Raw genomic sequence first — 15,129 nt, 5'->3', positions numbered from 1 at the left:
TCTCTCGCCTGAACAGACAGGCTCCAGATCGCCTCAACCCTATCTACCAGGATGCCTATCATGACTCTCGATCAAAACCCTGAACCCGTTAGTGATGAAGAGCTCAATGTTCCAGCTCTACGTGCAGAACCTCGCAGTGCAACGAATCAACAACTTGCCCCCGTCAGCAGCTCATCATCAGGTGGACTGCCACCAAACCTCTATCGACGTGAAGGCTTCACATCACCGCCGCCCGCCGGGGCGATACTAAATAGCAAGGCGTTTATCAATACGCCCTTCACCGCTCTGCCCTTGTACCTCCCCACACTCTGGAACCCGGTTCCGGGCCACGACGGAGGACTCAATGCGGCAGCCTTGATCGTTAACCAGTTTGGTGTGATCTGTATTGTAAATGCGTACCTGGGCCAAAACGAGTTCGACTTCATCAGCCTCAGGGTCAACGGAGTCCAGGTTGCATTCCACACGGTCACCGACGATGAAGCCATCAATGCCAAGGCGATTGTCCTGTTCATCAACAGCAGTCGCTTTACCGACCAGGCCAACAATACAATACAAGCCTTTCTAACGCCGCTTGGTGGCAATTCCGATCAATCCCCGCTCTTTAATATCCACGTTGATCGTCAGCTGCCGGTCAGCCCATTCCCAACCTTCAACAAGCCCTATAACGAAAACATGGCCGTGTTGAAGTTTACCAACCCGTTGATTGAAGCCTTTGGTCTCGTAACCCAAGCCCAGATGCAGCTCGGCGTCGAGGTAGAAATCGACAACTACCCACTGGACAGGTCATTGCCGCAAGTTCACTGGCGCAATGAACATGATGTCATCACCGTGAGTATTGGCGGAGCAACGTACAGCCATACGGTCACCGCTTTTGAAGCCTCGAGCAATGCCTCCATCAAATTCACCCTATATTTCGGTTTTTGGAGCCAAGTGCCCGACGGCGTTCGTTTAGCCGAATGGAATGTGCGGGATATGGTCGGCAACAACTCCCCCGGGGCATCGCCGCCTCGACTGATACAAGTGGACTCTGGCGCCTCGACCGAGCCGCTGCTGCCAGCGATGTTTGCATCCGAATCCGACTACGATCCTGTACGCAACCAAGACTTCATCGACACCCGAGGTCTTGTAGTCGATACGCCGCTGGAACTACTGATCCGCAACCAGGGCTACCTCGCCGGCGATTCGGTGGTCATAACCGTAAGAGGGCTTGCCGCAGATGGCAGTGTCTCTGAAAAAGTCATCAACTATCCGGTCACCTCGATTACGCCGATTCGCGTGTACATCCCTCTGGACCTTGGTTTTCTCTTGCAGCTATCGGGAGGGCTGATCCTGATCACCTACAAACGGGTTCGAGCAGACGTCCCTGATCGCCCTTCCGAAGGGGTGTTGTATGCCATCGATGGTGATCCGATCGAGGATGGCCTGAAAGCGCCGACCGTTTTGGACCTCGAAGAGGGTGCATTACCCGCCGACACCAACCCGGTGAGAATTGTGGTTCCGCGCTATTTCGGTCAGTTGCCGAATGACCGCATCGACCTGATCGTGACAGGCCTGACTGCTGATGGAAGACCCGCATACGCAACGTTTACCGACATGGCGGGCACTGACGATCTGATGTTCCTCTTGGAAAATGCCTTCTTCGCCGCACTGGAGGGTGGCTACTTCGTTGCGTTTTACGAAATCAACGGCGCTGCCGAACGGCCGCCCTCAAAGGCGATCACTGTACCGGTCGGCGATGCACAAGCAGTACTACCGAGGCCGTGGACGGTGCAAGCAACACCTCCAGACCTCACGTTCGACCCCGCCATCAGCCTGGCAAACCTCAACGTGCGCGTTGACCCCCATCCAGTAATCGTCGAAGGGGCCCAGGTACGGCTGATCGCCATTGGCACTCAGTCAGGCGGCAGTTTTATAAGCAACTGGTTCGACGTGGACCTCAACTGGGAGGGTTCAGTCCTGCCGTTTACCGTTCCACGAATGATCGTGCTGGCCAACCTGAACAGCACGATGAGGTTGTACTACGAGGTCATTCCAGCACCAGGTGCTACTCCTCTGTTTTCCAGGGATCTCACCATCAATGTCGGCATGGCGTTGAGGCTCCCGACTCCACCAACGGTACTGGAGGCAACTGCCATTTCACCTGAAGAAGCGGTGCTGAACCCGCTGCACGTTTTGCCTCCATCGCCCATCATTCTCACCATCAGGGTACCGGCTACCGACCTTCTCCCTACTGACGATGTAACCGTTCGTATTCTGGGTATGCCGGGCTTGGGTGAACCGATTATTCCGTCAAAACCGGGGGTTCCGGACGCCGGGCAAAACTACATTACCTTCACGCTTCTGAGCCATTTCGTTGCGGCTTACCTGAACAGTTTCTGCACGATATTTTTCACGGTAATGCGCAACGGCAACCCCACTGAGTCGGCGCACCTGAAACTGAACGTCGATCCGTTGCCGTCCAGCACCCTGGATGTGGTTTCAGTGCCCCAGGCATCAGGCAATACCATCAATGTAAAAATCTCTAACGATGTACAAATAGAACAATGGCCTTTCTTCAGGTCCGGGCAAGCAGTATTCATTAAGCTTAAACACACTGCCGGTGACCATACGGTGCGTGATGGGAGAGTCGTTAGTGCTCAGGAGTTCACCGATAAGAAAACGCTTGATTCGATACTGAGTACCTACCTTGCACCCTTGCCAAATGGTAGCTCGTTGACAGTTGAAGCGAAGGTATCGCTGGACGGGAGCAACGTTGAAGGTACCGCGATAAGCCTGGAGCCCAGAACATACACGCTGAGTTCTGTGCCAGCGCTAACTATTCCCGGTGATACCAGGGTTGTAAATCTCGGTGGGTGGTTGTTGGTTCGTTTTAATTTGTACGGCAGCACAGAACGCGCGTACCTTCCATCAACTCGTACAGCCAGCGGTGGAAAAACGCCTTACAAATACAGTAGCAGCGCTCCTTCAATCATTGGAGTGAATGCATCTACGGGAGTTGTCGACATACTTAACCCTGGAACGGTCACAATAACGGTGACAGACAGCTCAGTACCTGCACAAACTGCCAGCTATCGGATTCAAGTAAGTGGCGCCTATCAGAGACTTACCTACATAGGGGGGAGTGACTGGTACAGTGCCAAAGTAGGTGAGTCGTCGTATGGCAGGCTGCCCTCACTCGCGGAGTTCACATCCATCAGAAACAGATTTGGCAGTAACTTCCCTTCTCCACCCATTTACGGAGGAGACGCGTGGAGTTCAGAAGCAGCGCCGTTTCCAGACAACTATCGCTTCGCAAATCCGCAGACGGGTACGGGTATACCTCCTTATTATGCTCATACGCACGGTAGCGGCTTAAAACTCGCTTACTATATCTCTTAGCAACAGTTGGTATAGAACGCTTAAACAACGTCAACGGTTCGTTCACGGACCTCAAGTTCACATCAATACTGTGTAAAAAAAGAAGCCTCGTATCTCACGACACGAGGCTTTTTTCAATGACAGATTATTCGTACGTCGCCTTAGAAGTCATACCGCACCCCCACATTCACCCCCCAAGGCTGGTCAACACTCTTGCCCATGCTGCGCTCTACATCCGCATGCACCTTCCAGTTCTTCGACACCGCCATCGCCACACCCGCCGCCATCTCGACGCGAGAACCCGACAGATCGTTGTTGAAACTGTTGCCGTTCACCGACACCTTGTTGCTCTGGCCGAACTCGTGCGCCACCGCGGTGCGCAAGTACGGCTGCAGCACACTGCCAGCGTCCAATTGGATGTCACGTCCAACGGTCACACCGGCCTTGCCCACTACCGAAGAGGTACGTGCGCCTTTGGCTTGCAAACCATTGTCCAGCTCGTAGCTCTGACTCTGGATGATCGCCGTGGACAGTTGGCCGTAAGGCTCGACGAAGAAACCGTCGTCCAGCTTGATGTGACGGCCCACTTCGGCCGAGGCGGTTACCGCGTTCTGCGTGTAGTTGCCCTTGGCTTTCTTGCCGTCGCTCATCGCCACGTTGGACTCATTGTGCAAGCGGTTGAACTTGAGCACGCCATCGAAGTAGAAGCCGCTTTCAGCGTCCAGCCACGTGGCGTAACCACCGGCGTAGTAGCTGTTGACGGTGGCTTTGCTGCCACGGCTCAAGTCCAGGTCGGAGGTGCTGTGACCGGCCAGGAAGCCGGCCAACCATTGACCGTCACCACCGGACAGCGGCACATCAGCACCCAGGGTAAAACCGCGCTGAGTCTGGTTGTAGTGCACTTCTTTGTCGCTGTTGTTCACTTCGAACTTGTTGCCATAGGCACGGCTCCACAGCCCGGCCGATTTGCCGTCGCTGTGACGCAACTCACCCATGCGTGTACGCAAGTTGGTCATCTCACCGTAGAGCACGCTCGGCGCCGCGTTGGCCAACGCCAGTACGGAGTTGGTGCTCGGGCTGATCACCTTGCTGCCCGGGGCCAGCAGCCAGTCCTTGCCTTCGTTGTCATCGATCAGGCTGTAGGAGTAGGTCCCCACATCCACACGATCACCCACCAGGCTGAACTTGGCGCCACCGTCTTCGGTGTGCACCACGTGCAGGCGATCATCGCTCAACGGGTCGGCACCGCTGCTGGCGATCAACAGCTTGTGGTCGCCCGAGGACGTGCCGGTGACGTTGAGGAAGTCGCCGGTCAAGGTGGCGAAGTCCGCTGTCATGATGAAGGTGCCGTTGCCCGACAGGTTCTCCACGTCCAGTTGGTAGAACACGCCCGGGTCGCCGAACTTGACGTTGCCGCCGCTCATGGACAGGTCGCCCACTTGCTGGTTATCGACCATTACCCAGGTGGCGTCGCTGTTGATCGCGAGCTTGTCGACGTTCTCCAGGCGGCCAGTCAAGACCGAACCGTTGTTCAAACCGACGCTGGCCGTGCCACCGTTGTTGATCACGTCGCCGTTCATGATGGCGCGGTCAAGGCTCAGGTCCAGCGCGCTGTCGGTACCCACCTGGATATTACCGGCCAGTTCGCTGTTGTTGACACGCATGTTGGCGTTGCCGCCACCCGTCAGCTCGACCATGTTGCCGTTGCCGCCGACCAGGGTAGAACCATTGCGCACATCGATTTCAGCCGTGAACGGTCTGTGCACGCTGATTGCCGGGCCACTGAGGCCAACCACCCGCGAACCATCCAGTGTCAATTGAGGTGTCGCAGGCGCGGTCAGGCTCTCACCGGTCATCACCACACCACTGGTAGCCCCTGTAATTTCACTACCGGTTGCGATCGCCGCCCCTCCCTGCAGCACCAGGCCCTGCTGGCTTTTCCCGGTCAACGTGGAGTTGTTCAGCTCCAGCAAGCTATGGGTGGTGACGTTGGCGCCCCAGGTCGCACCGATGATTTCGCTACCATTGACCTGTGCGTAAGAACCCGTAGTCGTGCTCGGCTGGCGAACCACGTTCAAGCCGCCATTGTTATGGCTGGTAATCTTCGTGCCGGTAATGACCGCGTTCGAGTTGGACAGCGAAATCGCCGCCTGGGTAGCGTGTGCAGAGGTCACGTTGACACCGGTCAGGGTCAGATTGGAGCCGGTCGTAGCGCGGATTTCCTTGACCGTTGCGCCCTCGTGGACGTTGAGCGTCGCACCGTTCTGGGCGATGTAGTCGGTAGCGCCTGTTCCGGGATAGACGTCGAGTTTGCCGCTACCGACGTTACCGTCGACAACAATCGCGGAAAGTGCTTGCTCGCTCAAAAGGTACAGCGGGGCAACCGCCATGAGCTTGATGATTGACGATAAACGCGACAAGCGAAAACGAGGAGAAGTAATAGAAGTCATGTCATGTAGCCTCAAAAGTAAATACCGGTTCGAACCCGGACCCCGTATCGAATAGGTTTCCGTTTTCTTCGGCGCAGAGACTAAAGATCTGATTTCCCAAAGCGTGTAGGACTTTCCTTAATGCTCCTTGTATCGCGACCACAGGTCATCACGCACAAAAAAGCCCCACCCTTCCAACAGAAAGGATGGGGCTTCACGCTTGCTTCAAAGCGTCCCGCTACGACGTGACGCCCCCGGAACGCAACTACCCGGCACACCGCCGCCAGAGCCAACGAGATCCCAGGCCGCCCGGACCTCATCGGAGATGCCCCGGTCTCCCGTAGAAGGGCGATGGAGTCTCCAGCGCACACCGACATAGCCCCGGCCCAGAGTGCCGGTGTGGTCTTCGAACCAGGCTTTCAAGTCCATGGGCACAACCAGGCCGAGATTGACTTCAGGACTGTTGATTGTGAACCACGCACTCTCTATGGGCGTACCAACAGGCGTACCGACCGGTGTGCCAGGTGGGACAAACGCGTACCTGACAGCCTCGATCATCACTTCGTCATTGATCTGGAGCACTCCAGGATCCAGGACCTTGATCGGCACACCCAGCCAAGGTTGATGTGTGCAGTTGAAGTAGTAGCTGAAGTTCGGCTGCCCTGGAACGACCTGGGCATTATTGAAAATCGCATCGGCGAGGCCGCTCAGATTGAAGACGTCGACGATGACGTCCTGATGTGGCGAATGTTTGAAATTGACTGCATCGCGGATGAGACAGAACAGGGGAACAGTGCCGTTCCCCGGCTCTTCGATGTCGCTCCAGGCCACGGTGCGCGTCACGATAAACCCCGGCGCTTCCGAGCCCGTCACAGGGTAGGTGGCGACAACCTTGCCCTTATAGACAAAATCAACGAAATCACCTGACTCCAGGCCGGGTGCTAACAGCCATGTAGCGGTTGCATCAAACCCACGGTCTTTATCGGAGAGATGGTTCAGTGGGTTTGGCGGCGGCCCTCCGCCAATCAGATCAGGCCTGGCCAGGGCCGGGTCTACCGGGCCTTCGCCCGGGTTGGTGACACCCGGCTCACGCAGGTCAACGTCTACCTGCGTATCGGGCCCAGGGTAAGTGCTGCCGTCCGTGCGCTCGATGGTGAGCACAATGTCCGCCGTGTAAAAGTCACCGCCCGCTGCAATGGCCGCAAACTCCGCAGGAATGTCTAGCGGGAAGATGCCCATGCCGATGGTTTGCCGGTAGATTTCAACTATTCCCCAACGAACCACCAAGGTATCGCTGGGTAGATGGCCGGTGAGGCTTACCAAGCGTACCGTTGCACCCTCGCGGGCTTCCGCTTTATTGACCAAAGGCCCCTCCACCACCGAGACCGTACCAAATGTCGGTGGGTTGTTGAGGCTGACTCGTACATAAGCCGGGTGGGAAAGCACGGTGGCGTTTTTTGCTCGATCCTCCAGACTGTACCGCACGGGAATTTCGCCTGCCTTTTCCAGGATCATCGCGGTGGGAATGATCCCTTCGATGGGGCCTGTCAGTGGCACGTCATCCTCGAGCGGAATCGGGTTCGTCCCGACAAAAACCCTACGGATATCGCCCCCACGACGATCGGCAGGATCAGGAATGGTGAATTCGAGACCGAGTTTTCCTACCAGGTCAGCAGGGGTCAGTTCCGAGCCATAATCTTCAAATCCAATCAAACCAGGTTGCGCGTTATAGTTGGGGTCCTGCTTATCCACGTAGACCCGAATAATGTTGTAGTTTTCTTCGTTGTTGCCGAAATTGAGTACAAGCACCCGTATGTCCTTGAGCCCATGGGTCTGCAACGCAGATTTAGGCCCCAGATTCACCACCACAGGGTCTGGCAAAACGTCGCTGGCCTCGTAGGTCTCAACGTGTATAGGCCTGTCGTTGGCGTATACGGTGAGTGTTTCGAAGGGATTGATAAAGCCCCCCCGATCCCACCGCTGGACCCGGAGTACCGCGCCTGTCAGTTGCATGTCCCGATCCATAATATTCCTATGCGGGTCCCCGGTAATAGCGGGTAATAACCCGGGGATCACCGGGGCAGGCCGCAGGTTGGGGTCGATTACCGGGTCTTCCCAATCTTCCATGGGTTGCTGCGGTTCCCCGCAGGTTTTTTTATTGCCGATGTTTTGGGGCGTGTTGGACATGGTGCACACTCCTGGTAGGGATACGTTTTCACCCGGACAACTCGGGGTCGTCTATGCGAGAAGAACGAACTACGACCGACAACTACCTGGCCTTGCAAACCTGCTGATCTCGTCACCATTAAATGTGAGTTTTCGATTACTCGTAACTGTGAACCTTGACAGGTGACGAGCATTTGAGACGCACGGGTTTAACACCCGTGCGCAATTTCAATCGTCCGAAGTACAAGGCGCGAGGCCACCGGGACGGATCAACGTGATAGCCACCAATCGGCGAGGAGAGAAGCCCATCCCTCCTCCTGCGGGTTTCATCACCCGGTACCGTGCCACAGCGGAACCATGCCGCGGATTTGTTTGCCCGGCAGCTGGTTTCACCAGCCCTGGATGCAGGATAAAGGGGTCGAACGCAACCCTGAACTCGTACCCATCTCGAGCCTCGTCAGCAGTCAACGTATGGGGGAACGTTGCAATTGTTTCCGGCATGACGCCACTCGGATGACCATTGGGGTTGGCGTAACTGGCCCACTCCAGAACCACCAGATCACCCGCTGCCAGCAGATGAACGTCCCCCGGAATCAGGACGAATACACCGTTCACCCAAGGCCGCAATCGGCAACTGATAAACCCGGCATCGGGTTCTGGCCCATAGGTGACGCCAACGTATTCAAGGTTCTTCAAGCCGACGATGGGCACAAGATTGACAATCACCGGCGTGTCCACCGCACGCTGGCGGTTCACGCCGTTAAAGGTCCAATAGAAGAACGGGAAGATGCCGCCGCTGCCAAAGATGGGTTCGATCAGATCCCAATCGACGAAAAATTCGACTTCCTGCCCGGCGACGTCGGTTAGCTGCACGGTATAGGTGGCCACTGGTGCCGGATGGGTGCCTACCATCAACTCCAGGACTTCACCCGCATTAGGGTCGTCGAACAGTAAGGTCACGACCCTGAGAGGAAAGCCCACGTCATTGAGGGTCACCAGATTGTCACCGTCTCGCCCCTTGACGGTGACCACCTCCAGCAAGCGGTTGATCGGATCCGGATTGTCCGGGCTAACGTTGCCGGCTACCGTCAGGTTGACAGGCACAAACCGAGGTAGCGATGGCCTGTCCGGCGCCACGCCTCGCTTCCATGTGTACCCGGCACGTATCGTACCCGGCGTAAATTCAAAGCCACCCGTGGCCAGGACTGAATACGGGATTGGCACGCAGATGGGCCAAGCCTGGATAGCCGCGATTTCAATTTCAGGCAGAGAAATAAAGTTCCAGATAGGACGCAGAATATCGCCCGGTGCAGCGCCAAATATTTCAAGAATATTCATGAACACGCCACCGGGCTGGCGGGCATCGCTCAGCGTGATACGCCCATCGCTCAACTGGGGCACCTCAACCGCGCGTAGCTCAGCTGGCGTTACTGTCAGGTTGATATACAAAACAGAGGTAAAAGAGGGGCCAGATTCCCGGCCGGAACGGTCTTTCAGAAAGTAATGTGCGTTGTACTCTCGATTAGCCAGGGTACGCAGGACGTCCCCGGGAAAAAACACTTCAACGGGGGCCCCGTCCTTGTGTGCTTGGGTAATGGTGGTCGTGGCGACAACATCCAGGTGCCGTGGATGCTTGCGCGCGGGGCGACGCAACGGCAAAAGGGTCAAGTAGGCTTCGACGATATCGCCCAATCGCATGTCCAGCCAGGCCGGTATGGTCGGCGATACGATGGTGCCGACCACACCGTTGTTGTTGGCGGGGTTATCCAGGTAGGCGTCAGTGACACCGTTTAGCTCAATGTCAGGCGGAAATCGCAAGCGTGGGCCGCGTTGCCCCTGATTAGGCCCAACCTTGTCACTGTCCAGCAAGGTTACATAAGAAGGCTCGGGGGGGTTCCCACTGCTTTCCCTCAGGAACACCTGATAGCTCAGGCTATGCAGGCCAGGGCTGTCCATCAAATGGGGCGGTACCACCGAATCAACGAGGGGCAAGTCAGTGGCATCGTAAGGTGCTTCCACCCGTTTGGTGTCAAACGGTACGCCATCCAAATTCCATTCAACGGCAGTGACGTCACCGGGAAACAGCGCACCAGTCCCCCCCCACAGCACCGGCACCCTTACCGGCAACCCCGTACTTTGAAAAGGCACTGGGATTTTAAAACCAACATCGTCAGGCATGAGCGGCAGCGCGTCGGGCGCCTCCGGGGCATCCGCTTCAAGGGTTCCGGGCGCCCTGGTATTTGCGAGTATTGGAGTCGATACGGTGGGTTTAGGCATGTCTATTCTCCTTGGCAATCAGCAGTAAGCCGACGTCGACCAAGGGCTGGCATGCACCAGATTCCCGGGCCGGGGAGAATAGTTAATTCGCTCGAGCTGAACGTGGATACTGTCAGATCTAACAGGTACGCCTACTGCCTGATCCGTGCAAAATCGTGAAACCCATGACTAAACAAGCAGAATCGAGATGAAGGGCGGCATAGCAGCAACTGTGTCAATCAGACAGGCGGTAGCGCCCACTGAATCGGCGTCTCGCCATTCTGTTCAAGAAACTTGTTGGTACGGCTGAAATGCCCACACCCCAAAAACCCGCGATATGCCGACAACGGCGACGGGTGCACCGAGGTCAGCACCAGATGCTTGGTGGCATCGATCAGCTTCTGCTTGCCCTGGGCATGGGCACCCCACAGCAAAAACACCAAGTGCGGCTGATGCGCGCTGACCACTTCGATAATCCGATCAGTAAAGAACTGCCAGCCCTTGCCCGCATGCGCATTGGCGTTGGCGCGTTCCACGGTCATGGTGGTGTTCAACATCAGCACACCCTGGTCGGCCCAGCTTTGCAGGCAGCCGTGGTTGGGGATGTCGATGTTCAGGTCGCGCTTGAGTTCTTTATAGATATTGAGCAGCGACGGCGGCGTCGGGATGCCCGGTTGCACCGAGAAGCACAAACCGTGAGCCTGGCCGGGGCCGTGGTACGGGTCTTGGCCAAGGATCACCACCTTGACCTTGTCCAGCGGCGTGGAGTTGAGCGCGTTGAAGATCAGCGGGCCGGGTGGATAGATTTCTTTGCCGGCCGCATGTTCCTCGCGCAGGAACTCGCGCAACTGGTTCATATAAGGTTGCTCGAACTCATCGCGCAGGGCGTGCTTCCAGGTGGGTTCGAGTTTGATACGGTCGCCTTCGGTCATGTTGGAATGGTCTTGTCAAAAAGAATGAGGCGAACCCTAGGAAAGCCGACCCCGCTTGTCAATTGATCTGACACACCACCGGCACTTTCCTGCGAAGCGATCATACTGATCCTCTACCTTCCCGAATGAGGTCACGATGAACCTGCACTTCGAAGAGCTGACCGGCAGCGACGGTGCCCGCCTCGGTATCGCCAGCCTGGACGCGGAAAAATCCCTCAACGCCCTTTCCTTGCCGATGATCCTGGCCTTGGGCGAGCGCCTGGACGGTTGGGCGAAAGATCCGAATATTGTGTGCGTGCTTTTGCGTGGCAACGGGCCCAAGGCCTTTTGCGCCGGTGGCGAAGTGCGCAGCCTCGCGATGGAGTGCCGTGAGCAACCCGGCGTTGTTCCGGCGCTGGCTGCACAGTTTTTTGCAGCGGAATATCGTCTCGACTATCGCCTGCATACCTATCCAAAACCGCTGATCTGCTGGGGCCACGGCTACGTGCTGGGTGGCGGCATGGGCTTGTTGCAAAGTGCGGCGGTGCGCATCGTCACGCCGAGCAGCCGCCTGGCCATGCCCGAGATCAGCATCGGCCTGTACCCGGATGTGGGCGCCAGTTGGTTTTTGCCGCGCCTGCCGGGCAAGCTCGGGTTGTTCCTCGGCCTGACCGGCGCGCATATCAACGGTCGCGATGCGTTGGACCTGGGCCTGGCCGACCGCTTCCTGCGCGATGACCAGCAAGACGAACTGATCGACGGTTTGCTGCAATTGAACTGGCAGGAACAAACGCCGATGCAGCTCAACAGCCTGCTCAAGGCCCTGGCCCAGGAAGCGCTCAGCCAGCAACCCGAAGCGCAGTGGCTGCCGCGCCGGGCGAAGATCGACGAATGGCTGGATGTCGGCGATGTGCGCTGCGCCTGGCGCGCCTTGAGCCAGTTGCGCGACCACAGCGACCCGCTATTCAGCCGCGCCGGCAAGACCCTGAGCGAAGGCTGCCCGTTGACTGCGCACCTGGTGTGGGAACAGCTCCAGCGTGGCCGTCATTTGTCCCTCGCCCAGGTGTTCCAGATGGAATACACCGTGAGCCTGAACTGCTGCCGTCACCCGGAATTTACCGAAGGGGTGCGTGCGCGGCTGATCGACAAGGATCAGCAGCCCCATTGGCATTGGCCGGATGTGCAGGCGGTGCCGGAAGCGGTGGTGCAGGCGCATTTCCACAAAGCGTGGGAAGGCCGGCACCCCCTGGCGGATTTGTCTGAGCGTTAACGGTGCCCGCGATGGCCGCCGTCACCACGGCCCCCCCGGTCGTGACCACCGCGATTGTCCCAACCCTGGTTCGGATAGGGCCGGTAGCCAGGCCTTGAGTAGTAACGCGGCGCTGGCTGGTAATAACGCGGTGCCGCCTGGTAGTAGCGTGGCGCAGGATAGTAGCGCGGTGCCGGCGTGTAATAGCTGCGCCCGTAGTAGGAAGAACCGCCGCCGTAGTAATACGTCGGTGCCGGGGTGGTGTAGACCTCGGAGCGATAGTAAGTGCCGCCACCGTCGTAATAGGGCACACACGCGGACAAGGTCAGGCCGAGCAAGGCAGTGAGTAACAGTCGTCGATACATGGCGGCCTCCTGGACCGCGGAAGAGCTCCTCCAGCGACGCTGGGGGGCGGCATTCAGCTTTCACTGAATGACGAAACATCTGACATCAAAAACCGAATCTGGTGCGTTTTTGACACAGCTTGAAACACGTAGATCGGACGACCGGAGCGTCGGCATTTTCCAGCCTGTTTGGCACGGTCTGCGGCGACGCTGTATCGTGCCACCCCACCGAGATCCAGCCTGAACCGAGCCATGACCACGCCAACCCTCTGCCCCGCCTGCGGCGCCCGCAACGACTGCACCCTGGCCGACCCACGCACGGCCGATCAAGCCTGCTGGTGCTACAGCGTCACCATCGACCCGGCCGTGCTTGAGGCCTTGCCCGATGCGCTGCGCAACCAGGCGTGCCTGTGCCCACGCTGCGCCCAAGTGGACGCGCAATTGCGCGGCGAAGAACAGCCGTAATGCGCGTTGATCGGTTCCTCAGCAACCTGCCCCGCTTCAATCGCCAGCAAGTACGCGTGTTGCTGGTTGAACGGCGTGTGACGGTGGATGGCGTGGCGGTCAGCGATCCTCATCACGAGGTGCGCGAATTCAGCCGCGTATGCGTCGACGATGAGGTGTTGCAGGCCGGCAAACCGGCGCGCTATTTCATGCTGCACAAGCCGCAGGGCTGTGTGAGCGCCACAGCGGACCCACAGCACCCGACCGTCCTCGACCTGCTGGATGTGCCAGACAAAGACGAGTTGCACATCGCCGGCCGTCTGGACTTCAACACCACCGGCCTGATGCTGCTCACCAATGACGGCCAGTGGTCCCGGCGCCTGACGCAACCGCAGACCAAGTTGCCCAAGGTTTACCTAGTGGAAACCGAGCAAGCGATCGGCCCCGAATACGCCACGACATTTGCCGCCGGCCTGTACTTTGCCTTTGAAGACCTCACCACCCAACCTGCCACCCTGGAGTTGCTAGGACCGACGACGGCGCGATTGGGCATTGTCGAAGGGCGCTACCATCAGGTGAAGCGCATGTTCGGGCATTTCGACAACAAGGTGATCGGCTTGCATCGCGAACGGATGGGCCCTTTGGTGTTGGATGCGGACCTTGCGCCAGGAGCGTATCGGGCGCTGACCGACGACGAGATCCGACAGGTCTGACGACCGTTCAGCCGGTGATGGCAAAAAACCAGTTGGGCGCCTTGCGAGGTGGCGCCTGTGCTGCTTGAATCAAACCGTCAGCCGAAATATGACTGGCGAGTCGCCCATAACCTCCAAGAAACACTTTGCCCCGCCCGCGCTTGATCTACGGGCCTTCCAGGCAAAACCGCCCGCCATAACAACACCCGTCGACCAGCCGTCATCGGATCGACATGGGCCTCCCTTTTCCAGGCGTATGCCTACCTGTCACAAAGCTCGTGCAGAGTTATCTGCGCGCCCTACCCGCTTGCCAGGAGTCTTACGACATGAGGCCAGAAATCGCTGTGTTGGATATACAGGGTCAGTATCGGGTTTACACGGAGTTCTATCGCGCGGACGCTGCTGCAAAGACCATCATCATGGTCAATGGCTCCATGGCCACCACGGCATCCTTCGCCCAAACCGTGAAAAGCCTGCACCCGCAATTCAATGTGGTTTTGTACGACCAGCCCTACGCCGGCCGTTCCAAAATCCATAACCGCCATGAGCAAATGCTGACGAAGGACGTCGAAGGCCAGATCCTCCTGGAACTCATCGACCACTTCGCCGCCGAACACGTGCTGTCGTTCTCCTGGGGCGGCGCCGCCACCCTGGTCGCCCTCGCCCACCGCCCGCGACGTGTGGAGAAGGCGGTGATCAGCTCGTTCTCACCGGTCATCAACACGCCCATGCGCGACTACCTTGAACGTGGCGTTGACTACCTCGGCAACCTCGACCGCGACCGCGTCGGGCACCTCGTCAACAACACCATCGGCAAACACCTGCCGTCGTTGTTCAAGCGCTTCAACTACAAGCATGTGAGCAGCCTGGCCGAGCACGAATATGGGCAGATGCACTTCCACATCAGCCAAGTGCTCAACAGCGATCGGCTGTGCTACCTCAAGGCGGCCAAGCAGATCGACATTCCGGTGCTGTTCCTGAACGGCGAATGGGACGAATACACCAGCGCCCAGGACGCCAAGCTGTTCGGCCAGCATGTGGCCCACAGCAGCTTCAGCACCATCCAGGCGACGGGGCACTTCCTGGACATGGAACACAAGGCCGCATGCCGGGACAGTCGGGAGGCCGTCGTGGGGTTTCTGAAATCGGAGCGGCCGGTCAGCCGATTGCGTTATCACCAGGGTCAGACTCAACATGCCTTTGCGATTTGAAGCAGAATGCGGTCTATGTGGGAGCTGGCTTGCCTGCGATGGCATCACTGAGGTGTAACTGATACACCGA

Annotated in this window: 10 protein-coding genes; 5 read left to right on the top strand and 5 right to left on the bottom strand. The window is 57.9% G+C overall.

Annotation, left to right across the window (positions count from 1 at the left end):
• The first annotated feature begins 60 nt into the window (after positions 1-60).
• Positions 61-3,378 carry a hypothetical protein gene (locus NUV89_RS03205; protein WP_257780271.1) on the top strand — a complete coding sequence of 1,106 codons (3,318 nt, stop codon included), beginning with the start codon at positions 61-63 and terminating at the stop codon, positions 3,376-3,378.
• A 140-nt stretch (positions 3,379-3,518) separates the two neighbouring features.
• Here NUV89_RS03205 and NUV89_RS03200 read toward each other — a convergent pair whose 3' ends face one another.
• The 4 genes from NUV89_RS03200 to ung form a co-directional block, all read right to left on the bottom strand.
• Entirely contained in the window at positions 3,519-5,807 is a 2,289-nt protein-coding gene (locus NUV89_RS03200; protein WP_257780270.1) for an autotransporter outer membrane beta-barrel domain-containing protein, read from the bottom strand.
• A 204-nt stretch (positions 5,808-6,011) separates the two neighbouring features.
• Positions 6,012-7,973, bottom strand: coding sequence for a hypothetical protein (locus tag NUV89_RS03195; protein ID WP_257780269.1), 1,962 nt, complete (start codon positions 7,971-7,973; stop codon positions 6,012-6,014).
• A gap of 207 nt (positions 7,974-8,180) precedes the next feature.
• Positions 8,181-10,229: a hypothetical protein gene (locus tag NUV89_RS03190; protein ID WP_257780268.1), complete on the bottom strand. Its 2,049-nt coding sequence runs from the start codon at positions 10,227-10,229 to the stop codon at positions 8,181-8,183.
• A 218-nt stretch (positions 10,230-10,447) separates the two neighbouring features.
• On the bottom strand, positions 10,448-11,140 hold the full coding sequence (gene ung, locus NUV89_RS03185) for a uracil-DNA glycosylase (RefSeq protein WP_257780267.1): 693 nt from the start codon (positions 11,138-11,140) through the stop codon (positions 10,448-10,450).
• Positions 11,141-11,276: 136 nt separating this feature from the next.
• Here ung and NUV89_RS03180 point away from each other — a divergent pair, with 136 nt between their 5' ends.
• Positions 11,277-12,389: an enoyl-CoA hydratase/isomerase family protein gene (locus NUV89_RS03180; RefSeq protein ID WP_257780266.1), complete on the top strand. Its 1,113-nt coding sequence runs from the start codon at positions 11,277-11,279 to the stop codon at positions 12,387-12,389.
• Here the strand turns inward: NUV89_RS03180 and NUV89_RS03175 are convergent.
• A complete protein-coding gene (locus tag NUV89_RS03175) occupies positions 12,386-12,733 on the bottom strand; it encodes a hypothetical protein (RefSeq protein WP_257780265.1) in 348 nt (115 codons plus the stop codon). The two genes, NUV89_RS03180 and NUV89_RS03175, sit on opposite strands and share 4 nt — an antisense overlap.
• Positions 12,734-12,964: 231 nt before the next feature.
• Here NUV89_RS03175 and NUV89_RS03170 point away from each other — a divergent pair, with 231 nt between their 5' ends.
• The 3 genes from NUV89_RS03170 (at position 12,965) to NUV89_RS03160 (ending at position 15,059) form a co-directional block, all read left to right on the top strand.
• Positions 12,965-13,177, top strand: a complete 213-nt coding sequence (locus tag NUV89_RS03170; protein ID WP_257780264.1) for a cysteine-rich CWC family protein — start codon at positions 12,965-12,967, stop codon at positions 13,175-13,177.
• Positions 13,177-13,869, top strand: coding sequence for a 16S rRNA pseudouridine(516) synthase (locus NUV89_RS03165; protein ID WP_257780263.1), 693 nt, complete (start codon positions 13,177-13,179; stop codon positions 13,867-13,869). The genes NUV89_RS03170 and NUV89_RS03165 overlap by 1 nt, the downstream gene beginning before the upstream one ends.
• Positions 13,870-14,174: 305 nt before the next feature.
• Positions 14,175-15,059, top strand: a complete 885-nt coding sequence (locus tag NUV89_RS03160) for an alpha/beta fold hydrolase (RefSeq protein ID WP_257780262.1) — start codon at positions 14,175-14,177, stop codon at positions 15,057-15,059.
• Positions 15,060-15,129 lie beyond the last annotated feature (70 nt).

The organism is Pseudomonas sp. 18.1.10 (genome assembly GCF_024655625.1).
Taxonomy (GTDB): Bacteria; Pseudomonadota; Gammaproteobacteria; order Pseudomonadales; family Pseudomonadaceae; genus Aquipseudomonas.
The sequence above is the reverse complement of the archived record's forward strand: the minus strand, read 5'-3'. Positions and strand labels throughout refer to the sequence as shown.